The 20,679-nt window shown below is 66.2% G+C and carries 18 protein-coding genes; 3 read left to right on the top strand and 15 right to left on the bottom strand.

The features are described from left to right. Positions 1-20 precede the first annotated feature (20 nt). From AB4061_RS26470 to AB4061_RS26460, 3 genes are all read right to left on the bottom strand, one after another. A complete protein-coding gene (locus tag AB4061_RS26470; RefSeq protein WP_043357062.1) occupies positions 21-704 on the bottom strand; it encodes a 3-oxoacid CoA-transferase subunit A in 684 nt (227 codons plus the stop codon). Between the two features lie 398 nt (positions 705-1,102). Continuing rightward, complete coding sequence (locus tag AB4061_RS26465) at positions 1,103-4,180, bottom strand: AAA family ATPase (RefSeq protein WP_441639078.1); 3,078 nt, start codon at positions 4,178-4,180, stop codon at positions 1,103-1,105. Next, positions 4,177-5,322 (bottom strand): exonuclease SbcCD subunit D, encoded by a 1,146-nt coding sequence (locus AB4061_RS26460; RefSeq protein ID WP_441639076.1) that lies wholly within the window; start codon positions 5,320-5,322, stop codon positions 4,177-4,179. Before AB4061_RS26460 ends, AB4061_RS26465 begins: the two co-directional genes overlap by 4 nt. 210 nt (positions 5,323-5,532) lie before the next feature. Between AB4061_RS26460 and AB4061_RS26455 the strand changes: the two genes are divergently transcribed. Next, positions 5,533-5,877 carry a NirD/YgiW/YdeI family stress tolerance protein gene (locus AB4061_RS26455; RefSeq protein WP_441639074.1) on the top strand — a complete coding sequence of 115 codons (345 nt, stop codon included), beginning with the start codon at positions 5,533-5,535 and terminating at the stop codon, positions 5,875-5,877. 81 nt (positions 5,878-5,958) lie between these two features. Here AB4061_RS26455 and AB4061_RS26450 read toward each other — a convergent pair whose 3' ends face one another. After that, positions 5,959-6,948 carry a Bug family tripartite tricarboxylate transporter substrate binding protein gene (locus tag AB4061_RS26450; RefSeq protein WP_441639072.1) on the bottom strand — a complete coding sequence of 330 codons (990 nt, stop codon included), beginning with the start codon at positions 6,946-6,948 and terminating at the stop codon, positions 5,959-5,961. Between the two features lie 400 nt (positions 6,949-7,348). Here AB4061_RS26450 and AB4061_RS26445 point away from each other — a divergent pair, with 400 nt between their 5' ends. Together AB4061_RS26445 and AB4061_RS26440 are read left to right on the top strand one after the other, a co-directional pair. Next, on the top strand, positions 7,349-8,206 hold the full coding sequence (locus AB4061_RS26445; protein WP_309405743.1) for a helix-turn-helix domain-containing protein: 858 nt from the start codon (positions 7,349-7,351) through the stop codon (positions 8,204-8,206). A 69-nt stretch (positions 8,207-8,275) separates the two neighbouring features. Continuing rightward, entirely contained in the window at positions 8,276-8,602 is a 327-nt protein-coding gene (locus AB4061_RS26440; RefSeq protein WP_006165120.1) for a hypothetical protein, read from the top strand. 36 nt (positions 8,603-8,638) lie between these two features. Here the strand turns inward: AB4061_RS26440 and AB4061_RS26435 are convergent, their stop codons facing one another. From AB4061_RS26435 to AB4061_RS26385, 11 genes are all read right to left on the bottom strand, one after another. Next, positions 8,639-10,009: a sigma 54-interacting transcriptional regulator gene (locus AB4061_RS26435; protein ID WP_441639069.1), complete on the bottom strand. Its 1,371-nt coding sequence runs from the start codon at positions 10,007-10,009 to the stop codon at positions 8,639-8,641. A gap of 38 nt (positions 10,010-10,047) precedes the next feature. Next, positions 10,048-11,778 (bottom strand): TadG family pilus assembly protein, encoded by a 1,731-nt coding sequence (locus tag AB4061_RS26430; RefSeq protein WP_441639067.1) that lies wholly within the window; start codon positions 11,776-11,778, stop codon positions 10,048-10,050. After that, complete coding sequence (locus tag AB4061_RS26425) at positions 11,775-12,134, bottom strand: DUF3613 domain-containing protein (RefSeq protein WP_441639065.1); 360 nt, start codon at positions 12,132-12,134, stop codon at positions 11,775-11,777. Before AB4061_RS26425 ends, AB4061_RS26430 begins: the two co-directional genes overlap by 4 nt. Before the next feature lie 77 nt (positions 12,135-12,211). Then, the gene (locus AB4061_RS26420; protein ID WP_441639063.1) at positions 12,212-13,102 is read right to left on the bottom strand and encodes a pilus assembly protein TadD; all 891 of its coding nucleotides are present in this window, start codon (positions 13,100-13,102) and stop codon (positions 12,212-12,214) included. Next, positions 13,099-14,139 (bottom strand): type II secretion system F family protein, encoded by a 1,041-nt coding sequence (locus AB4061_RS26415; protein WP_441639061.1) that lies wholly within the window; start codon positions 14,137-14,139, stop codon positions 13,099-13,101. Before AB4061_RS26415 ends, AB4061_RS26420 begins: the two co-directional genes overlap by 4 nt. A gap of 12 nt (positions 14,140-14,151) precedes the next feature. Then, positions 14,152-15,078, bottom strand: coding sequence for a type II secretion system F family protein (locus tag AB4061_RS26410; protein ID WP_441639059.1), 927 nt, complete (start codon positions 15,076-15,078; stop codon positions 14,152-14,154). Beyond that, positions 15,071-16,387 carry a CpaF family protein gene (locus tag AB4061_RS26405; protein WP_441639057.1) on the bottom strand — a complete coding sequence of 439 codons (1,317 nt, stop codon included), beginning with the start codon at positions 16,385-16,387 and terminating at the stop codon, positions 15,071-15,073. Before AB4061_RS26405 ends, AB4061_RS26410 begins: the two co-directional genes overlap by 8 nt. A gap of 1 nt (position 16,388) precedes the next feature. Then, a complete protein-coding gene (locus tag AB4061_RS26400; RefSeq protein WP_441639123.1) occupies positions 16,389-17,606 on the bottom strand; it encodes an AAA family ATPase in 1,218 nt (405 codons plus the stop codon). A gap of 38 nt (positions 17,607-17,644) precedes the next feature. Next, the gene (locus tag AB4061_RS26395) at positions 17,645-19,006 is read right to left on the bottom strand and encodes a type II and III secretion system protein family protein (RefSeq protein ID WP_441639055.1); all 1,362 of its coding nucleotides are present in this window, start codon (positions 19,004-19,006) and stop codon (positions 17,645-17,647) included. 97 nt (positions 19,007-19,103) lie between these two features. Further along, positions 19,104-20,075: a Flp pilus assembly protein CpaB gene (gene cpaB, locus AB4061_RS26390; RefSeq protein ID WP_441639053.1), complete on the bottom strand. Its 972-nt coding sequence runs from the start codon at positions 20,073-20,075 to the stop codon at positions 19,104-19,106. 82 nt (positions 20,076-20,157) lie between these two features. After that, entirely contained in the window at positions 20,158-20,622 is a 465-nt protein-coding gene (locus AB4061_RS26385; protein ID WP_441639051.1) for a TadE/TadG family type IV pilus assembly protein, read from the bottom strand. Positions 20,623-20,679: the final 57 nt, after the last annotated feature.

The following is a 20,679-nucleotide window of genomic DNA, read 5'->3' as shown; positions in this document are numbered from 1 at the left end:
ATTCTGGATCTCCTTGACGCTCAGGCAGCGGCCTGGCTGGCGCCGTCGACCTTGACGACGCGCTTGACGAACAACCCCGGGGTCACGATGTGTTCCGGGTCCAGCTCGCCGAGTTCGACGATCTCGCTGACCTGCACGATGGGGCATTTGGCGGCCATCGCCATGATGGGGCCGAAGTTGCGCGCGGTCTTGCGGTAGGTCAGGTTGCCCCAGCGGTCGGCGCGCAGCGCCTTGATCAGGGCGAAGTCGGCATGGATGGGCGTCTCGTAGACGTAGCCCTGGCCGTCGATGATGCGGGTTTCCTTGCCCTCGGCCAGCGGCGTGCCATAGGCGGTGCGGGTGAAGAAGCCGCCGATGCCGGCGCCGGCGGCGCGGATGCGCTCGGCCAGGTTGCCCTGCGGCACCAGTTCCAGCTCGATCTTGCCAGCGTGGTAGAGCGAATCGAAGACGTAGGAGTCGGCCTGGCGCGGGAAGGAACAAATGATCTTGCGCACGCGCTCGGTCTTGAGCAGCGCGGCCAGGCCGGTGTCGCCATTGCCGGCGTTGTTGTTGACGATGGTGAGGTCGCGGGCGCCCTGGGCGATGAGGGCATCGATGAGCTCCGCCGGCATGCCTGCCATGCCGAAGCCGCCGATCAGGATGGTGGCGCCGTCCTGGATATCGGCCATGGCCGATTCCACCGAGTCGAATAGCTTGTTGATCACTTGCGTTCCAGTTCCGAGAGTCCGGACGAACTATCCGGAACCGGCCGCCAAGGAAGAAAACCAGGCGGCGCGCAAACGCTGTCTCCGGACAGTCCTGCCGGAAGAGCCATCCGGCTTGGGCGCCCTCCGCTTGCAAAAGGCGCGCCGCCGGAAACGAATCCAACAGACTTTGGTTTTTCTTATTATTGTGATTTGTTCTAATTGCGAACTTCAATTCGCAGAATGAACAGGTTACACCCCCTGTCCGCGGGTGGTCAAGGCGCCGGCAAATCGCTTGTGCGTTAGCCGGCCACGACCGTAGGGCAGTTGAAAGCTAGCTTGCGCAAGGGGGCCACTGCGGCCCGGAACATCGGACAGCTTACGCTCTTCGGGCCCCGCTGAGGTGGCCCTTGAGGCCGCTATGGCAATTGCAGCTCCGCCCGGCTGCCGCCGGCCCCGGCCCGGATCTCCAGCCGCACATCGATGCGCTCACGCAGCTCGGCCACGTGGGAAATGATGCCCACCAGCCGCCCGGCATGCTGCAGGTCGATCAGGGTGCAGATGGCAAAGTCCAGGCTCTCGGGATCGAGCGTGCCGAAGCCTTCGTCGACAAACAAGGTATCGAGCTGGATCCCGCCCGCGCGCGACTGCACCACATCGGCCAGCCCCAGCGCGAGCGAGAGCGAGGCCAGGAAGCCCTCGCCACCGGACAGGGTATTGGCCGGGCGCGCCATGCCGGTGTCGTGGTCGAACACCTCCAGGTCGAGGCCGCCGGCGGTGCGCTGGTCGCCCTGCTGGCGCACGCGCTGCAGCTCATACCGGTTGCGGCTCATGCGCATCAACCGCAGCGAGGCCGCTTCCAGCACCTCGTCGAGCAAGGTGGCCAGCACGAAGCGCTGAAATGTCATGCGGCGCGGATTGTTGCCGTTGGCCACTTCGGCCAGGCGGCCGAGCACCGCGTAGCTGCGCTCGATGTCCGCGCCCTTGCTGGCCAGCGCATCCAGCCGCTGCTGGCACTGCAGCAGGTTCTCGCGGCTGCGGTGCAGGTCGGCCTGCTGCCGGACCAGCGCCTCGAGCGCGCCGGCGGCGTCCGCCTGGGCCTGGCGCAGGGCGGCAAGATCGGGCGGGGCAAGGTCGCGCGCGGCAATGGCGGCGCGCTCGCGGCGATCGCCAGCAGCGGCCAGGTCGAGGTCGAAGCGATTGACCTGGGCGTCGGCTTGCTCCATCTGCGCGCCCGGCATGCGCGCCTCGGCATAGGCCTGGCGGGTGACAAAGCCGGCTTGCTCCAGCGCGCTCGCGAACGCGGCGCCCGCCTGCGTCTCCCGCATTGCATGGGTGGAGAGGCTCGCTTGCGCGGCGGCTTGCGCGGCCAGGGCTGCCGCCAGCCCCACGCCGGCCTGCTTGTCGGCCGCCTGCGCGGCGGCCAGTGCGGCTTCGCGCGCGGCAAGGTCCCCGCGTGCCTGTACCAGCGCCGCCGTCAGCCGCTCCGGCTCGCGCCGGTCCGGCGGCACCTGCGTGCTGGCGGCCTGCCATTCGCCCTGGAGCTTGGCGTGACGCTGGCCTGCATCCTGCACAGCGGCGGCGGCGGCGCGAATGGCCGCCTCGGCTGCCGTGAGAGCGGCTTGCTGCCGCTCGACTTCCGCGGCCAGCGGCTGGCAGCGGCCGGCGGCCGCCTCTGCCGCCTGTTGCTGCTGGCGCAGCGCCTGGATGGCGCCGGCAAGCTGCTGCCTGGCCGCCGCCGGGTCTTGCGCGGCGCCGTCGGGCATGCCCGCCGCTCCCGCCGCTTCGCGCAGTTCATCCAGTTGTTCCTGCCGGTGCGTGGCGGCCAGCAACGCACCTTGCGCACGGCTGGCCGCGCCCTGCGCCGCCTGGTCGGCAAGCCGTGCGGCCTCGCGGGCCAGGTCCAGTGCCTCGTCGGAGACCGGTGCATCGACGTGCTGCGCCAGTTGCGGGTGCGCGGTGCTCCCGCAGACGGCGCACGCCTGGCCCTCATGCAAGCCGGCAGCCAGCCGCGCGGCTTGCCCGGCCCGCCAGGCCTGCTCCGTCTCGCGCAGGCGCAGCAGGCTTGCCGCCTGCTGCGTGGCGGCTTGCTGCGCGGCGAGCTGGTCGGCGTCGGCCTGCCGGCGCGCTTGCTCGCACTGCGCCAGCGTGGCGGCGTATCTGTCGAGCGTGCTTGCCTGCTGCGCCAGGCCGGCCTGCTTGAGCTGGATCGTCTCCAGCCCGCGCGCGCCTTCCTGCGCCTGGGCCTGGCTGGCCTCGGCCTGGCGCAACGTGGCGGTGACTTGCTGCTGCGCCTGCAGCGCCCCGGCATGGGCCGCACCCGCTTGCGCCTGCTGGCGTGCGGCAGCCTCCAGCTCCTGCTGCAGCACGCCGAGCCGCTGCACCTGCGGCAACATGGCCTCCAGCTCCGTCACCTGTTTTTGCGCCGTCTGGCGCTCGCCGGCACGGGCCACTTCGGCCGCAAGCCCCGCCGCGGCAGTGGCCGAGACAGCGGCGCCTTCGGCAGACCGCGCGCTTGCGGCGGCCAGCGCTTGCTGCGCTTGCTGGTGTTCCTGCACGGCCTGCCCCAGATGCTGCTCGAACGGCTGCACCTGCATGGCACGGCGTGCGGCCTGCAGCCGCTGGCGCTGCGCCTCCATCTCGGGCCGCTGCGCCATCAGCGCAGCATGGGCCGCCTCGGTATCGCGCTGCTCCCGCAGGCGGGCATCCGTGTGCTCGCCTTGCCGGGTTGCCAGCGTGGCCACCTCCAGCAAGGTGCGCGCGGCCACATCGCGCTGCTGCAGTTCGGCGAGCTGGGCCTGCAACCCTGCAGCCTGCTCCCGCAGCGCGTCCACGGACTCCAATTGATACTGCTGCAGCAATGCCGTCTGTTCGATGCGCAGGCGCTCGGCTTCCTGGCGAATGCCGGCCGCCTGCCCCTTGAGCAGTTCCTCCACGCGCCGGTACAGCTCGGTACGGAACAGCCGCTCGAGGATGGCCTGGCGGCTCTTGGAATCCGCCGTGAGCAATTCGCGAAAGCGCCCCTGCGGCAGCACGATCACCTGGCGGAACTGGCTGCTGTCAAAGCCAAGCAGGTTACGCACGAAGTCATCGACCTTGTTGGGCTGGCTCGCCTTGCTGGTCCAGCCCGCGTCGCCCATGACATCGAGCTGGGCCTTGGGCGTCTCCTTGACGGTGCCCTCGCCACGCAGCTTCGGCCGCTCCTGCGCGGGCGAACGCGTGGCCAGGTAACGCTGGCCCCCCAAGCTGAACTCGAACGTCACCTCCGTGCGCAAGGCCGGATCGGCGTTGGCGCTGCGCATGTCCTGCGCGCTGCGCTCGCCGCCGGAGGTGTCGCCGTAGAGCGCAAAGCAGATCGCGTCGAGCAAGGTGGTCTTGCCCGCGCCGGTGGGGCCGTGGATCAGGAAGAAAGCCCGCTCCCCGAGCCGGGTGAAGTCGATTTCCTCGCTGGCGGCAAAGGGGCCGAAGGCTTGCAGTTTCAGGCGCAGCGGTCTCATGCGGACTCCCGGTCTGCGCGGGCAATGCCCTCAAGCACCTGGTCGAGCACGCGGCGCTTGTCGTCGTCCAGCTCTTCGTCCGCCACCTCCTTGAAGAAGTTGGCGAACAGCTCGCCGGTATCGAGCTGGCGCAGGCGCTGGCCCGCCGCCCCCGCCTCGCCCGTGCGCGCCAGCACGGCGCGCTCGATGGCGAGCGCATTGGGATAGGCCTGGCGCAAGCGCGCCATCGGATCGAGCAAGGCGCCGTTGTCGGTCAACACCGCGTGAATGTAGTCGTCGCGCCGCGGGTCGGCCGCGCCTTGCGCCAGCAGATCGGCCAGTTGCCCTTCAACGATGCGCAGGTCGCGCCGGGGCGACAGCGCGATCGGCTCGATGCTGACCGCGCCATCGGCCGCCAGCTCGATCAGCGAGACCGACTTGGCATGCGTGACTTCGGACAGCGAGTACTTCAGCAAGGAGCCGGCGTAGTGGATGCGCTGGCTGAAGGTCTGCGGGCGATGCAGATGGCCAAGCGCGACCAGGTCGAAGCCGTCGAACACGCTGGCGGCAACGGCACCGCTGCCGCCAACCGACAGCGGCCGCTCGGATTCGCTGGCCTCGCCACCGATCACGAAAGCGTGGGCCACCACCACCGAACGCGCCTGCGCCGGATGGCTGGCGCGGATCGCGTCCAGGCGCGCCTCCAACGCCGCCTCGTGCCCGGGCAGCTCCATGTCGAAGGCGTCGCGCACGGTTGCGGGCTCGGCATAGGGCAAGGCGTAGATCCGTACTTCGCCATGGGCATCGGACAAGGTCACGCAGGTGGCATCGCGCACGGTGATACCGGCCACGTGCAAACCCTGCGCCGTCAGCAGCCGTGCGCCGAAACCAAGCCGCTGGGCGCTGTCGTGATTGCCCGCGATCATCACTACCGGAATGCCGGCATCCACCACGATGCGGGCCAGCACGTCGTCCAGCAGCGCCACGGCCTCGGGCGGCGGCACCGCGCGGTCATACACGTCGCCCGCGATCAGCACCGCATCCGGCCGGCGCTCGCGCACCAGCGCAACGAATTGGTCAAGCACCCAGGCCTGGTCTTCAAGCAGGCTGCGCGCATGGAATACGCGCCCGAGATGCCAGTCGGCAGTGTGAAGAAAACGCAATGTGAATCCCTAGCAGTGTGTGGGCGGACCGGAGCGGACCGCGGCGGCAGGCGCCATCATAACGTTGCCCAGCTGTCATTCAGCTTCGGTTCAGCCAGCACTCTCCACAATGGGCGCCGAGCTAGTGCAAAAGCACCGCCTCCGGCACAACGGGCTGGCCAGGTTGCCGCCCCCAGCCGGTATGTTTCAACCAGACCTGAGAGAGAAAGCATGAAACGCATCCTGATCGCGGCAGCACTGACGGCGACGGCCGCCTTGGCACAAGCGCAGTACGTGGGCCCAACCACGGTTCCAACGACCACCGTCAAAGTGTTGACGGAGCAAGGCAAGGATGACCAGCACGCCGTGCTGCGCGGGCAGATCATCAGCAGCGTGGGCCACGAGCATTACCAGTTCGACGACGGCACCGGCCAGATCCGGATCAAGATCGACAAGAAGCTGTGGCCTGCCGGGAAACCTGTGGACGCCACCACCAAAGTCGAGCTGCTGGGCGAATACGACAAGGCGCTCTTCGGTGACTCCAAGTTCAAGGTCAAGCAGATCCGCATTCTTTAACGCATAGCGCAAAAACGGCGATGCCCGGGCCGTAGGCGCCCGGGCATCGCCGCACTGACGTCTGGAAGACTGGAATCCGGATTATTCCTGGATATTGGCTTCGCTCACGATCTTGCGGTACGACTCGGTTTCCTTGGCGATAAAGCTGCGAAAGGCGGCGGCGTCCTTCGCATCGATGTCGACACCCGATTCAGACAGCTTGCTCTTCACTTCCGGCGCGTTGATGGCGCGAGCCAGTGCGTCGGTCAGCTTGTCGGTCACCACCTTGGGCGTGTTGGCCGGCGCGAACAAGCCAAACCACAAGCGCATATCCACATTGGCCAGGGTCTTGTTCTCCGCCAGTGCCGGGATATTGGGCGCGGCATGCGAGCGCGTGGCCGAGGTCACGCCAATCGCTTGCAGCTTGCCCGACTTGATCTGCGGCAGCGCTGTCGACAGCACCAGCACACCCAGCTCGATCTGGTTTGCCATCAGGTCGGCGATGGCCGGCGCGCCGCCCTTGTATGGCACGTGGGTCATATCGACCTTGCTGGCGCCGCGGATCAGCTCTCCCGACAGATGCAGCGGCGTGCCGATGCCCGAGGTGCCGTAGTTCACCGGCTTCTTGCTCTTGGCCAGCGCCAGGAAACCCGCCACGCCCTGGATGCCGGAATGCGCGCCGGACACCAGCACCATGGGCTGCGAGCCCACCATGCGCAAGGGCACGAGATCCCGCTGGCCGTCGTACTTGATCTTCGGGTTGGTCAGCTTGGCGATCGAGATTTCGCTGTTGGAACCCAGCAGCAACGTATAGCCGTCGGCCGGCGCGTTGATGGTCTTGAGCGCGCCGATGGTGCCGCTGGCTCCCGGCGCATTGTCCACCACCACCGATACACCCAGGTCCTGGCCAAGGCGCTGGCTCAGCACGCGCGCCACCAGGTCGTTGCTGCCGCCGGCGGCGTAGGGCACGACGATGGTGATCGGCCGGTCCGGATAACCGGCGGCCTGGGCAGGCGCTACGGCGAGGGTCAGCGTGGCGGTCGTAGCAATCGTGATGGCGGCGGACAGCGCCGTGGCGAGGGACTTCTTCATCGGATTCCTTTTCTGGCGCCTGAAGCGCTCCTTTGGTGTGGCAAGCGTGATGCGGGAAACCAGCGAATTGCCGGCCTCATGATGCGGATTGCAATATACATGCCATCCAAAAAACTAGCCAAGTCTCGTTTACGAGACTATCCGAGCGTTGACGCCGTCTTCATGCACCACAATCGAGCATCAAAGGCACATTGATGCACAAAGTGCGGCCGATCCGGATCATCTGGCCGTCGTGGCTATATCGTCCGGAAGCACGAATGCCTTGAACGCGGAGAAGCACGGCGGCATGGCATTTCGACACCATGCTTCTCTCGCCATCCGGCCACGGCCCATGCTAGGATGGGTCTTGTCTTCTTTTTGAGATTCCCTGAGGATGGACGCTCCGCTCGCTGCCGGCCCAATGGTTGATTTCGTTGAAATCGGCAATCGCCTGCGCGCCTACCGTCTTGGCGCGGGAATGCGCGCGGAAGCCATCGCCGAACAGCTCGGCGTATCGCGGGCCGCGATCTACCGCATGGAGAAGGGCGACATCGTCAAGATCGAGACCCTTGGCCGTCTCGCCCAGTTGCTCGGCACCTCGCTGGCATCCATGCTGGGGGTCGAGTCCGAGTACTACTATTCGGCCGTGGCGTATATCGAACGCATGCGCCAGCTCGAGCATGGCGCAACGCGCATCCTGGCCCATTTCGAACCGATCTCCTACCTGCTGACCTCGCCCGATTACGCCGGCCACCTGCGCCAGATGCTAGCGGAGAGCCCGCAGCCGGCGCCAGCCGCAACCATCGACGCCCTGCTGGACCTGCTGGAAGAGCGCAAGCAATCGTTCGCGCGCAGCGTGCCCCCCATCACCAGCCTGATCGACCTGCGCTCGCTGGAGCGCTTCGTGCATTTTGGGTTGGTGGGACGGCTGGACCTGCCGCCCGCGGTGCGCATGGAGCGCTCGCTGGCAGCCCGGCGCGAGATCGAACGCGTGATCGACCTGCTGGACGCGCAGCCGATCGGCCTGCAGATCGGCATCGTCGACGGCAGCATGCCCAACGTGACCTTCCAGGTCTTCGAGCGGCCCGGCAAGGCTTATGTGGCCACCAGCCCATTTCGTTTTGGCGAGTTTCCCAACGTGTCCACTGGCATCGCCACCGTGACCGCAGCACCCGAGGCGGTACGGCTCTACACCACCATGGTCAATGACCTATGGCAACGCGCCTACAAGGGGCGCGATGGCGCCGCGCTGCTGCGGCGCATGTTGAACAGCGTATGAGCGGGCCCGATCCGCCCAGCGATTTTCATTTGACCTACCGAACCCGTTTTCACTAACCGATATTGCGCCATGACGCTTGAAACCACCCTCCAGCAATTCCAGGATTCGCTCCCCGGCACCGACGCTTTCGTGACGGTGAAGAAAGCCACGCGCGAGCTGATCGACACCGACCCCGCGCACGCCGCGGCCTACTTCCTGCTGTACGGCTTCGCCCGCTCGTACGTGCTGCTGTACGAAGACCAGGCAGTGACCATGGACTTTGCCGAAGCCGCCAAGCAGGAACTGCTCGGCTACATGCAAGGCATTGCGCGCACGCTGCACGGCGAGCCCGCCGCGCTGCTGGCGGAAATGAACCGCATCGTCAGCGCTTACCAGGGCGGCAAGAAGACGTTCTGAAGCGCAGCGCCCCCCGTGCCATGACACGGGGGCAATTCACGCCGGCTCGGCCTCGTTGTCGGCGATCTGGAACTTGCGCATCTTCTCCCACAGCACCTTGCGGCTGATGCCCAGGCTGGCCGCCGTATCCTGGCGCCGCCAGCTATTGGCATCCAGCGCGGCCACAATGCGGCGGCGCTCCTCGGTCTCGCCGCGCCAGTCGGCCGTGCGCTCGCTGCTGTCGAACGCACCCGGGCGCAGGCTGCGAAACAAAGGCCGGATCCGCGCCTCGTCCCAATGCCCGGTCTGCTGCACGGTAATGCCGATGCGCTCGGCCAGGTTGCGCAACTCGCGCACATTCCCCGTGAAGAACGCCGTGCCCACCGCACCCTTGAGCCAGTCAGGCACGGGCGGCAATGCGTCCAGGCCTGAGGCCCCAAGCATCTGCTTGAGAAACGACACCAGCAACGCCACCTTATCGACGGCGCCCCGCTCTTCCAGGCTGGGCAGCCGCAGCTCGATCACCGCCAGCCGGAAATACAGGTCCGCACGGAAGCGGCCCTGCGACACGGCCTCGCGCAGATCCTTGTTGGTGGCCGCGACCAGGCGGAAATCCAGCTTGACCGGCATGGTCGAGCCCAGCCGGGTCAGCGCGCTCTCCTCCAGCACGCGCAGCAGCTTGACCTGCTGGAACAGCGGCAGGTCCCCGATTTCATCCAGGAACAGCGTGCCGCCGTTGGCCTGCTCGAAGAAGCCGCGGTGCGCGAACATCGCACCGGTAAACGCACCCTTGGCGTGGCCGAAGAACTGCGACTCGAACAGGCCATCGGGAATCGCCCCGCAATTCACGGCAACGAACGGTCCCTTGCCATAGATGCTGTTGCGCTCGTGGAAGCGCTGCGCGATCCGCTCCTTGCCCGCGCCGGTCTCGCCATACAGCATCACGTTGCTGCCGAAATCGGCGAAGGTCTCCACCTGCGACAGGAACTGCTGCATGGCGGGCGACTCCGCCACCAGATCCGCTACCGCGTTCGCGGGCTCGGCCGCCGCCAGCAACTGCGGCAGCAGCTTGCCGATCTGGTTGCGCAGGTCAGGCCCCGTGAAATCGTCGGCCAGGATATGCGCATACTCCGCGGGAAAGCGCCCCGGATCCGTCTCGCGCCCCGGCGCCGCCACCCACACCACGGGCATGCCGTGGGCCGCCTCCCAGTCCAGCGCGGTGAACTTCGCCGCGCCGATCACCGAGACACTGATGACCGCCACGCACGGCTTCAGGCGCGGCTCCGCGGGCAATGCCTCCAGTGCGCCGGCGCGGATCACGTCCACGCCAAGCGGCGACAGGAAACGCGCCACGCGCTCGGCAATGTCAGACTTGCCTTCCCATACATATACTTCAAGGCTCTCGTAAGCCCAGCGATCTGTCTTCATCTGTCTTCCGCCGTATAGCGATTAGCCTGCTGCATGGCTCAGAACACCWGCTCGGCGTTGTTACAGTCGATTCCTTGCATCCAGATGTCGGCGTAGCCTAGCTGGATGCCTAATGCGCCTAGGAGGGGCACCAGCACGGGGTCCAGCGCTTCGAACAATGGGGCGAGCAGGTCGCCGAGTTGCAATGGGATGTCCACTGAGACCAACCAACCCACCGTGACGGCAACATTCAGGTTCAGGTTACGCAAGACATCTTTCACCACCCCGCTCAGTGGCTGCGGAGTCCCCACCCGGGTCGTGGTGCCAGGCGCCAAGTTGACAGTCGAACTGTTGACGCTGACCGCACCAGCTCGCGGCGGACTGGTGCTGGCAATGATGCTCACACCCGTGCCGAGAAGACTTATCCCGGTATTGACTAACGTGACAGGTCCGGACGCGCAACCACTGCCGGAGGCCGCGGCAAGGCATGCCTTGACCAAGCCTGTGTTCACCCCCAATGTGGCACGGCAATCCGCCTTTGCGGCCGCACACTGAATGCCCTGCAATGAGGCCGTGGCCGCCGCGACTTCGACGTAGAGTGGCAGGTTTATGCCGACGCCCACCAGGCTGAGCACGTTGATATTGACCCCGAGATCGAGTCGCAACCCCATCTGCGCCGTGTGTGCGGTGGTTTGCCAGACTCCGGGACCAAGCTGGCGCGCCGGCCCTACGGCCATCACGGGCGGCTGCGCGACATATAACTGCGCACCGATATTGGTCAGTCCGGCCACATTAATCTGAGGCAACTTCACCTGGATCGCCGAGTTGCCATTTGCGACCTGCGCCCCGAGCATCAGCAGTTGCGCCACGTTCAGCGCCACGTCGGCCGCTGACGACGCCGCCGGCGCCAGCACGCCCAGGTTCAGCAACTGGCCCAGTCCCACGTTAGCCTTGACCCCGCTCAACCCAAGTTGCGTGGGCGGACTGCCCAGCGCGGCGGACAGCAGCGAATCCTTGCCGGCCGCGCCCAGCACGAGCGCATAGAATTGCTGGATCGACAGCGATGTCTTCAGCAAGTCGTCAATGGTGCCAACACCCAGCTTCAGGCGCAGCTGGTCGAGTGTGACATTGGCGTTGAGCAAGCCTTGCCAGTCTAAAGCGGACAACTGCACCGAGGTCCCCAGCAAACTGCTGAGCACACTGCTACCGGTGTTGACATCCAGCAACCCGCTACCGATCGAGAACGACGCCACCGGCGGGCTCGCATTGGCAATCGCCTCCGCGCGCAACTGGCGCGATGCGCTGCCGGGAATCACGAACAGGATCGGCACGGTCTGGGTCACCACCACCTGCACCGCGTTTGCCGATAGCTTGGTGGTGTCGTAGCCGGCGTTGAAGTGCCGTACGGTGTCGCTCCCAGTGCTGTAGGCCGGATCCCATACGCCCAGGCAGACACGCATGCCATCGGCGTCGCTGCTGCCCGCTGCGCTGCAATTGGCGCTCGCCGTACCGGCGTAGTCATTCTGCGCGCCAGCCGATTGCGTGGCGCTCAGCACATTGGCCGACACGGTGGCGGCAGCCGCGGCTTGCTTGAGCTGCTGCGCGCCGGCCAGTGCGGCCATGTCGGCGATCTTTTGCAACTGGCGCTGCCGGTAGAACACATGGCCGACATCGATCGACACCAGCGAACCGATGGCAACCGTCGCCAGCAGCAGGGCGCCAAGCACGCCGATGGCACCGCGCTGCCCGCGTCGGCGCCCGGCGACGAGATGCGAGCAGCAGCGAATCATCGGCCTGCCACTCCCTGGCCTGCTCCGCCGGCGGCACCATTTTTCGACCCCGCCTGGCCCGTGTAGAACTCGGGGATCGGATAGGTAAACGTCGCCAAATAGCGCTGGTAGGACAGGGCTGCCTGCTCCCCATGCAACACCTGCTGCTCGCCGGCCTGCGCGCCACTGCGCTGGATCTCGAGGATGCCACGGGTATGCGGGCCAATCTCTTGCCGGGCCGGTCGCGCCGACGGTGTGGCAGGTGCGTCCGTCTGGGCCTCGGCGGGGAAGGCGCCCAACCCGAGCACGGCGAACGCTAGCGCCAGTCCGCTGCGGCGGGCATGGCCACGCAGGCTTCTTGTTCCGGTCTGGTTCATGGCAATCTCCTGGGTTGGTGCAGTCGGCACGGACAATGGGTATCGGGTATTGCGAGGTTGTGCCATCCAGCGATCTCTCATGGCGTGGCCTGGACGATGTCGGTCAGGCGCTGATGGTTCGGGCCGGATGTCCCGGCGGCGGCAAGCCGGGCCGATTGTGGAGCGGTCTGCGCCACGGCCTGCTGCGCTGCGACGCGCTCGCGTTGCGTGCCCGCGCGCCGGACCCGCTCCGCCTCCTGCATCACCGCCTTGCGCGTTGCCTCGGGCAGGCCAGCCCGCTGCATCAGCGACGCCGCCTGGTCACGCTTGCCGTCGGCGGCGAGCCAGACCGCCGCGTTGCTCACCACGCGCGGGTTCTTGCCATCGAGCTGCAGGGCCTGCATCACCGGCACGCGCGCCTGGGCCAACGCACCCGTACGCATCAGCGCGTAGCCCAGGTCATTGGCCACCTGCGCATTGGTGGGATCCGCGCCGGCCGCCAATTGAAACGCTGTCGCGGCAGCGGCAAAGTCGTTCCTGCGACCGGCGATCAGGCCCAGGCCGTGGTAGGCGCGCGCCTGCACCGAAGTGCCGGCCAGGCTGCGATAAGCCTGCTCGGCAGCGGCATCCTGATTGGTCTCGCGCAACGCATCCGCGCGCATCAGCGTCATCGCCGGCGACGCGCCGAAGCGCTTCTCGTAGACGTCGATATGCGCGAGCGACGCAAAGTACAGGCCCTCTTCCTGCATCTTGCCGATCAGGCCGAGGTAGACCGATTTATCGTCGTAGATGGCCCGGTCCTGCTTGTCGCGCAGCTTGGACAGCTCCACCTGGGCATCGGCCTGATCGCTCATGCGGGTGGCCAGGCTGGTACCGCAGCCGGATAACACGGCCACGGCCAGCGCCGATGCCAGGCCGGCTAAGGAGCGCACGGGCCAAAGCGATCGATATCTCGTCTTGCTTCCCGAGCGCTTGTCTTGTTTGTTCATTTCGGTCCCCCCGACATATGCGCCAGCATTCTTATCACGCCCAAAAATCCGGGTCCGGCCGTGATGATCAGCAATACGGGCAGCATGGTCACCACCATGACTGCAGTCATCTTCACGGTCAGCTTCCCCACCTGTTCTTTCATGCGCGCCTTGCGCGATTCCTGCAGGCGCAAGCCGAATTGCCGCAGCGGCTCCTGAACGGCCCCGCCGAATCGATCCACCTGGCTAAGCATGGTGATCAGGCTTTTCAGGTCCTCGCTGTCGAACAGCTTCCCGATGCGCTGGAGCGTCTGGTCGCGCGACCGGCCCGAGGCAAACTGCTGGTTGGCACGCATCAGCTCAGGGCCAAGCACGCGCAGCATGCCGCCGAACTCAGCCACGATCACCTGCAGGCTCTGATCGATCGACAGCCCCACGCCCTGCAGCAGGCGCAGCATGTCGACCAGCACGGGCAACTCATCCTCCAGGCGCAGCTTGCGGCTGCTGGCCCGACGTTGCAGCGCCCATTTCGGTGCCAGGAAACACACCGCGAACGTGACGAAGGCCCACATCGCTGCGCCCATCAGCGAAGTGGGCAAACGCCATGCAAAGACCCCTGCCGCCAGGGCCACCGGCAATGACAGGCGCAGCCCCCCAAATATGGCCCGGGCCTTGTCACCGTAAAAGCCACACTGCTCAAGCAAGCGCTGTTCTTCGGCCGTCACCACGGCTTTGCCCAAAGGCGATTCAAGCCAACGCTGGTCAAAGCGCTTGCTAAGCTGGCTGCCCAGCCGCGCACCAATGCGAGCGCCGGCACTTTGGGCCGCGGCGGCATTGGCGGCATTGGCGGCATTGGCGGCATTGGCGGCGCTGGGCGGAGCCGTGGCCGGAGCATCCGGCACGGCGGCAGCAACGGCCGCCTGCCGCGAGAGCGCAGCATCGATGGTCCGCTCGGCGCGGTGACGTTGCCGCCATTGCGCCACTAGCGGCAAGGCCAGGGCGGCTAGCCCGATGGCCGCCGCGCATAGGCTCAGCGAGATCAAGGTAGTGCTATCCATGGTCCCTTGTTCCTATACCGACCTGGCCAGGCGATAGAGCATGGCCGCCCCCATCACCTCCAGTACCACGGCAACCAGCAATAGCGTCTTGCCGGCCGGGTCGCGCCACATCATCATGATGTAGGCGGCGTTCATCACAAACATCATCCCGGCCACCACCATCGGCAGCAAGCCAAGCACCCAGGCCGACAACCGCGTCTCGGACGACAGCGCATGCAGTTCCTGCTGCGCTTGCTGGCGGTCTCGCATGAAAGCGGCGGTACGCTCCATGACAATGTCCGCGCGACCGCCGTAGCGCACCGCGAGACGGAGCACGGAAGACAGCAGCATCAGTTCGTCAACCTGGTAGATCCGCGCGACCTGCAAGACCGCCTGATCCAGTTCCTTGCCTGCGCGCTGCAAGTGGATGGCCTGTACCAGGCACTGGCGCAATGGCGCCTCGGTATTGCCGATGGCAGCCTGAAAGGCCGACGGCACGCTGCTGCCGATGCTCATCATCCGGACTACCGCATCGAGAAACGACGGCAACTGCTGGCGAAGCCTCTGCCCGGTACGACGGGCTCGGTTCCAGAGCATGAAATACAGGATCACCAGCCCGATGGACAGCGCGGCCAATGCAGCCAGCCAACCGCCCATGGCAACGCCCACGAGCCCTAAGCCGATGATGGAACCACCCCACAGCGCATAAGTGCGCCGCGTCGGCGCCAGGTCCGCGCGGCGCAGGAAATCCGCCCACTTGCGCCGCAGATCGTGCTGCTTCTTGCCGGCTTGCGGCTCTGGCGTAGTCGCGTAGCGTGCCTTGACCTGCTCGGTCTGCGCTTGCAAGAACGCACGCGCGCGCTCTTCCTGCGCGCGCGCCTTGGCGCTGGACAGCAGCAGCAGGCCCAGTCCGAGCAAAACGAGAGCGGCCGCCGCAACGACCAGCGCCGCGCTAGACATCGAAGCGGTCGTCCAGGCCAAAGTTGTTCGGGCGCATGCGCGCCAGCTTGGGCGAATGCGGCAAGATGCCAAGCGAGAGCCAGCGGTCTACCTCGTTGCCGTCGGGGCCGACGAACGGCTCGTGGCGAAACAGCTCCTGGGTCGAGATGATGTTGTCGCCAAGGCCGGTGACTTCCGTGATCGAGAGGATGCGGCGCTTGCCGTTGGAGAGCCGGCCGATCTGCACGATGAAGTCGATGGCATTGGCAATCTGCCGGCGCAGGCTGGCCTCGCTGCCCTGGAAGCCGGCAAAGCCGGCCAGCATCTCCAGGCGGTACAGGCACTCGCGCGGGCTGCTCGAGTGGATGGTGCCCATGGAGCCATCGTGCCCCGTGCTCATGGCCTGCAGCATTTCCAGCACCTCGCCGCCGCGCACCTCGCCCACGATGATGCGGTCGGGCCGCATCCGCAGGCTGTTGCGCAGCAGATCGCGGATCGACACCACGCCCGTGCCTTCGAAGCCGCCGGGGCGGCTCTCCAGCCGCACCACGTGCGGATGGTTGAGCGCCAGTTCCGCCGTGTCCTCGATGGTGATCACGCGCTCGCCGTCGGGCACATAGGTGGCCAGCGCGTTGAGCAGCGATGTCTTGCCCGAGCTGGTGCCGCCACTGACAAGGATATTGCAGCGGGCCTTTACGGCAGCCTCGAGCAGTTCGTTGACCTCGGGGCTCATGGTGCCCAGGCCTTGCAGGTCCGCAGGCGTCAGCGGGTCCTTGCGGAACTTGCGGATCGACACCACCGGGCCGGCCAGTGCCAGCGGGGGAATCACCACGTTGATGCGCCCGCCATCCGGCAGGCGCGCGTCGACCATGGGATTGGACTCATCCAGCCGCCGGCCGATCGGCGCCAGGATGCGGCGCACGATGCGCAGCAGATGCCCGCTATCGGCAAAGCGCACGGGAATGCGCTCCAGCACGCCGTGCCGGGACACATAGACGTCCAGGTGCCCGTTGACCAGGATGTCTTCCACCGCCGGGTCGTTGAGCAAGTCCTCGATCGGGCCGAAGCCCGCCAGCTCCTTGGTCAGCGCCTCGGCGATCTGATGCAGCTCGGCCTCGTTGATGGGAATGCGGCGCAGCCGCGTGAAGCTCTCCAGCTCCAGGTCGACAAAGCGGTTGATCGCGGTGCGCGACCAGCGGCCGAACTCCGCGCCCAGCTCCTCAATGCGGGTGAGCAGATGCTCATGGGCCGCTTCCTTGATATTTTGGAATTCCTGCGAAGCAGGAAAAGGCGCGGCGGAGTTATCGGAGAATTCGATGGCTTGCGACATGTCAGTTCCCAGCCCGCTCAGCGCGTATCACGCGCATGGCGCGTAGCGCTTCGGGCAGTTTTTCTTTTACCCGGCCCAACAAGCCAGCTTCGCTTGCAGTGCCGGCACGGTATCCCAGCCGATCCACCAACTGGCCAATGGCACGGACATAGGGATCGGCGGGGCTGTCATCGGCCAGCACCACGCCACGGTTGAGCGCCAGCACCAGCGCCTCGCGCCGGTCGGGCAAGGTGCCGACCGATGGCGCCTCCAGGCGCTGCGCAATCTGCTGGGCATCCACGCCCAGGCGCGCCTCGAAACGTGAGACCAGCAAGTGCAGGTCCTCGCGCTCCACCTCGCGCTTCTTCAACTCCTGGAGCAACTCCGCGGCCGAGACGATGGCGCCGACGCTCTGGTCCACCACCAACACCACCATATCGGCGGCCTTGACCAGGTGCGCCATGAAGTCGACATTGCTAAAGCCGCCCAGGTCCACCACCTGCAGGTCAAAAAAAGCGCGCAGGCGATTCAGTAGCCCAAGCGCCTCCATGAACGAGATATCCCGCATCTCCGCCAGGGTGGCCGGCAGCGGCAACACGGCCACGCCATTGCCGTGGCGCGCCAGCGCGGTCTGCACGAAAACCTGGTCGAAGCGCCGCAGGTTGCGTACGCCTTCGACAAAGTGAAAGCCGGGGCTGATGTTCATGTACAACGAGCCGTCGCGCGATGGCAGCCCCAGGTCCATCAACAGCACTTCGCCATGGCTGCGCTTGCGCACCGTCGCCGCGAGGTTGGTAGCCAGCGTTGTGGCACCCACGCCCACGCGCGCGCCAAGCACCGCCACGACCTTGCCCCGGCGTGCCGGCTCCGCCTGGACCCGCACCGCCAGCAGCCTGCGCACGATCTCGATCGCGCCAGCCGGCGGCGCGGTCATGTCGATGAAGTCCTTGGCGCCGGCCCGCAGCGCGGCCAGCATGATGTCCGGCTCTCCCGCGTTGCCCACCGCCACCAGCGGCAGCCCCGGGTACAGCTTCGTCACGTGCTCGGCCAGCCGGCTTGATGCCAGCGCCTGCTCCCGCGAGAAATGCAGGAAGACCATGCCGGGATTGACCGTGGCGATCTGCTCCACGAAGGCATCCTGCGGGCCAGCCTCGACGACCAGCCGGCCCAGGTTGCCGAGCGCATTGGCCAGCCATTGGCGCGGCTCCAGCTGTGCGGTGTTGAACAGGAAAAAGTCCATCTGACCCTGCCTTGCGCCGTCGTCCTGCTTGCCCAATGTCATTTTGAAAACCCTGGCAGCGTCGGATCGACGTATTCGCCAAGCACGTACCGGCCCCACACATTGGGATTGCCGCTGGTGCGCCCATCCTCGCTGACCGCGGCCACGGCCGCCGCGCCCTTGGCGAGCGGGCGCACCAGGCGCGGCGTGACCACGATCATCAGCTCGCGGTCTTCCTGGTTGAAGTTCAGGTTGCGAAAGAAGGTGCCGATGATCGGCAGGTCGCCAAGGAAGGGCACCTTGTTGACGTTGCTGACCGTGGTACGGCTGACCAGCCCGCCAATCACGAAGCTCTCGCCGTCGCCGAGTTCCACCGTGGTGTCGGCGCGGCGGGTCACGATGGCAGGCACCATGGCACCGTTGATCGATATGCCGCGTGACGGATCGAGATCGCTGGCTTCAGGCGCCACCTTCAAAGCAATGCGATCCTTGGCTAGCACGGTGGGTGTCACGGTCAGGCCAATGCCGAAGGGCTTGAACTGGATGGTGGTCGTGCCGAGTGCCTGCGGCACCGGAATCGGGATCTCCCCGCCGGCAAGAAAGCTCGCGCTCTGCCCTGACAGCGCCACCAGGCTAGGCTCGGCCAGCACCCGCGCCATGCCATTGCTCTCAAGCAGGCTCAGATTGGCGAAGATCCCGCGCGAGAATGACGCCGCGACAAGATTGAAGGCACTGCTCATCGGCGAGCTGATGTCGGCACTGAACGAACCCGGCGTGGAGTCTGTTCGCGGTGTGAAAGTGAACTTGTTCAGCGACGACGGAGAGAACGTACCGAAGGCAAAGCCGCCGTTGTTCCGGTAGAAATTGAACCCCACCTCCTTAAGTACAGTCTTGCTGACCTCGACCACCTTCACGTCGACCTGTACCGTGCTGCTGACTGGAATCGTGGAACGATCGATCACCACGCCGCCCTTGCCCTCAGCCGTGGCAGTGGCTGCGCGCGCCACCAGTTGCGCGCGCAGCGATGCCTGCGCATCGCGCGCCTCGCCGCTGATCAGTGCGCCCCCGCCAGATACAGCTACGTCGGGGCCACCGGGCTCGCCTCGCGTCGCATCCACCTGCACCCGGTAGGTTTGCGCGGCTTCGCCACGCGCCCAAACCATGAGCTCGGTTGCGCCGGGCTTCTTGGCCACCACCAGCACGCCGTTGGCACCCGGGCCGCTCTTTAGCAGCAACGCATCCGCCACGGCGGGATTGCCGATCGCCACGCGTTCAAGCGGCTTGTTCAGTCGTAGCTCACGCTGGCTACCCACCACCAGCTTCAGATCACGCGCACCGCCATCGGCCTGCTGCGCCCATGCCGCGGGGACGGTGCAGCAGACCGTCAGGATGGTGGCGGCCCCGGCAAGAATGGATTTCATCAATCGACTATCCAGAAATAACACTGAAAACACCAATCCAAGAGCAATCCGGCGGGCCTGCACGAGGCAGGCTTCGACCACAACGGCGTGCCTGGCTTCATTCGATCTCGCGCTTGCCGCCGCGGATCATCTCAACACTGTTTTGCGCGACGCTGCTCGCGCTCGCGCCATGTGCGCGCTGCGCAATGGCTGCGGGCGCCGGCACAGGCGGTGGCGCTGCCTTGACAGGAAGCGCCTCACCCCGCGCCCCACCCGCGATCCCTGCCAGCGCAACGCCTGCCATTGCGCGGTCGGATGGCGCCAGCGCTGCGGCAGGCGCCCCGCCTTTTGCCTGCGCCTTCGCCTGCAATACCGGTGCGGGATCCTCGAACAAGCCTTCGGTGGGAACGTCCGGATCCTCGGGGTTGCGCAGGGCCAGCAACAGGCGCCCGGTTTGCTGCGCGATAGCCAGCTTGCCGACGTTGGCCACCGGCACTGCCAGCACGGCGGTCTTCGCGCCTTCGCGGCGCGCCATCATTTGCTCGGGCGGAGGCTTGGCGGCTTCATTGACCGTCCCCGCGCCATAGGCCAGCACGCGCAGGCGCGCGAGCAGCATGCGCGCCTGGCTGCCTGCGATCTCCTGTCCATCGCGGCGGAACACCGCGAACACATCGACAAAGTCGCCCGGCTGCACCTGGTTGCCAACGCCAATCACTTCATCAACCGCGACCGCTACCGCGCGCTCGCCCTCTTTCACCTGGGTGGCAAGACCCGCCAGCAGCTGGCTTTCGAGTACCGGCACGTTCGCGCCAATGCTGACCAGCGGCACCTGGCCTGCCACGCGGGCTACCTCGGTGTAAGCCCCCGCCGGATTGATGGGCAATTGCTCTACCTTGAGCGCGTCAACGGGGACTGGCTTGCCGGCTTCGATCGGCTTCGCTGTGACCACCACCGGATACGACTGCGCGCTTCCCACCACGGGCTCCGCTGGTTTGGCCGGTGTACGGGCCACGCGCCACGCGAGCAACGCCAGCAACGCGGCAAGGACGAGCAGCACGATGGCAAGCACGCGGATCTGTTTGCTGGTCATGCGAAATCTCTGGTTTGGATAAATGGAATCTGGCTTGGGCACATGTTGGCAAACGGTGTCCGCTCGTGGCGTGGGCAGATCCTCATGTGTCAGGTGCCAGTTGCACCGTCGCGCTGCCAGTCAGCGTTGTGGGAATGGGTACCCCAGGTATGACCGGCAAGATCGCGCTTGAGGGAAGGTTCAGCGTCACCGTGACGCAGACCGAGCCGCTCGGATTGGCGCAGGCAACAACTTGCGCAATATTGGCGGTGGGAATGACGCTGCTGATTGAGGCAGGCAACACGGCCAAGGCCGTCGTCGAAGCCGCGCTCACCCGCAAGGCTTGCGTGGCGGCCGCGTTATTGGCTGATGCCCCGCTGGGGTAACGCAGGGCGGCACGGGCACCTTCTTCCGCGGCAAGCGTCAGTGTCTGCTGCAGGGCCAGCACGATGCCGAAATAGACAATGCCGATCACGACAGCCAGAAGAACCGGCAGCACAATGGCAAATTCAAGCGCAGCCGTTCCGGACGAGCGCGTCCGCACGGCGTGGTTTCCCCGCAATGGCATACTTCACCCGGTTATCTTTTACTTTTTTTGCGCCAACCGGTGACGCGGGCGCCAGGC

The organism is Cupriavidus sp. YAF13 (assembly GCF_052113425.1).
Lineage (GTDB): Bacteria > Pseudomonadota > Gammaproteobacteria > Burkholderiales > Burkholderiaceae > Cupriavidus.
The sequence above is the reverse complement of the archived record's forward strand: the minus strand, read 5'-3'. Positions and strand labels throughout refer to the sequence as shown.

Bases quoted from the DNA above. Each gene is read 5' to 3' on its own strand.
- AB4061_RS26465 (WP_441639078.1), bottom strand. From the start codon at position 4,180: ATGAGACCGCTGCGCCTGAAACTGCAAGCCTTCGGCCCCTTTGCCGCC.
- AB4061_RS26455 (WP_441639074.1), top strand. From the start codon at position 5,533: ATGAAACGCATCCTGATCGCGGCAGCACTGACGGCGACGGCCGCCTTG.
- AB4061_RS26450 (WP_441639072.1), bottom strand. From the start codon at position 6,948: ATGAAGAAGTCCCTCGCCACGGCGCTGTCCGCCGCCATCACGATTGCT.
- AB4061_RS26445 (WP_309405743.1), top strand. From the start codon at position 7,349: ATGGTTGATTTCGTTGAAATCGGCAATCGCCTGCGCGCCTACCGTCTT.
- AB4061_RS26440 (WP_006165120.1), top strand. From the start codon at position 8,276: ATGACGCTTGAAACCACCCTCCAGCAATTCCAGGATTCGCTCCCCGGC.
- AB4061_RS26435 (WP_441639069.1), bottom strand. From the start codon at position 10,009: ATGAAGACAGATCGCTGGGCTTACGAGAGCCTTGAAGTATATGTATGG.
- AB4061_RS26425 (WP_441639065.1), bottom strand. From the start codon at position 12,134: ATGAACCAGACCGGAACAAGAAGCCTGCGTGGCCATGCCCGCCGCAGC.
- AB4061_RS26420 (WP_441639063.1), bottom strand. From the start codon at position 13,102: ATGAACAAACAAGACAAGCGCTCGGGAAGCAAGACGAGATATCGATCG.
- AB4061_RS26415 (WP_441639061.1), bottom strand. From the start codon at position 14,139: ATGGATAGCACTACCTTGATCTCGCTGAGCCTATGCGCGGCGGCCATC.
- AB4061_RS26410 (WP_441639059.1), bottom strand. From the start codon at position 15,078: ATGTCTAGCGCGGCGCTGGTCGTTGCGGCGGCCGCTCTCGTTTTGCTC.
- AB4061_RS26405 (WP_441639057.1), bottom strand. From the start codon at position 16,387: ATGTCGCAAGCCATCGAATTCTCCGATAACTCCGCCGCGCCTTTTCCT.
- AB4061_RS26400 (WP_441639123.1), bottom strand. From the start codon at position 17,606: ATGGACTTTTTCCTGTTCAACACCGCACAGCTGGAGCCGCGCCAATGG.
- AB4061_RS26395 (WP_441639055.1), bottom strand. From the start codon at position 19,006: ATGAAATCCATTCTTGCCGGGGCCGCCACCATCCTGACGGTCTGCTGC.
- cpaB (WP_441639053.1), bottom strand. From the start codon at position 20,075: ATGACCAGCAAACAGATCCGCGTGCTTGCCATCGTGCTGCTCGTCCTT.
- AB4061_RS26385 (WP_441639051.1), bottom strand. From the start codon at position 20,622: ATGCCATTGCGGGGAAACCACGCCGTGCGGACGCGCTCGTCCGGAACG.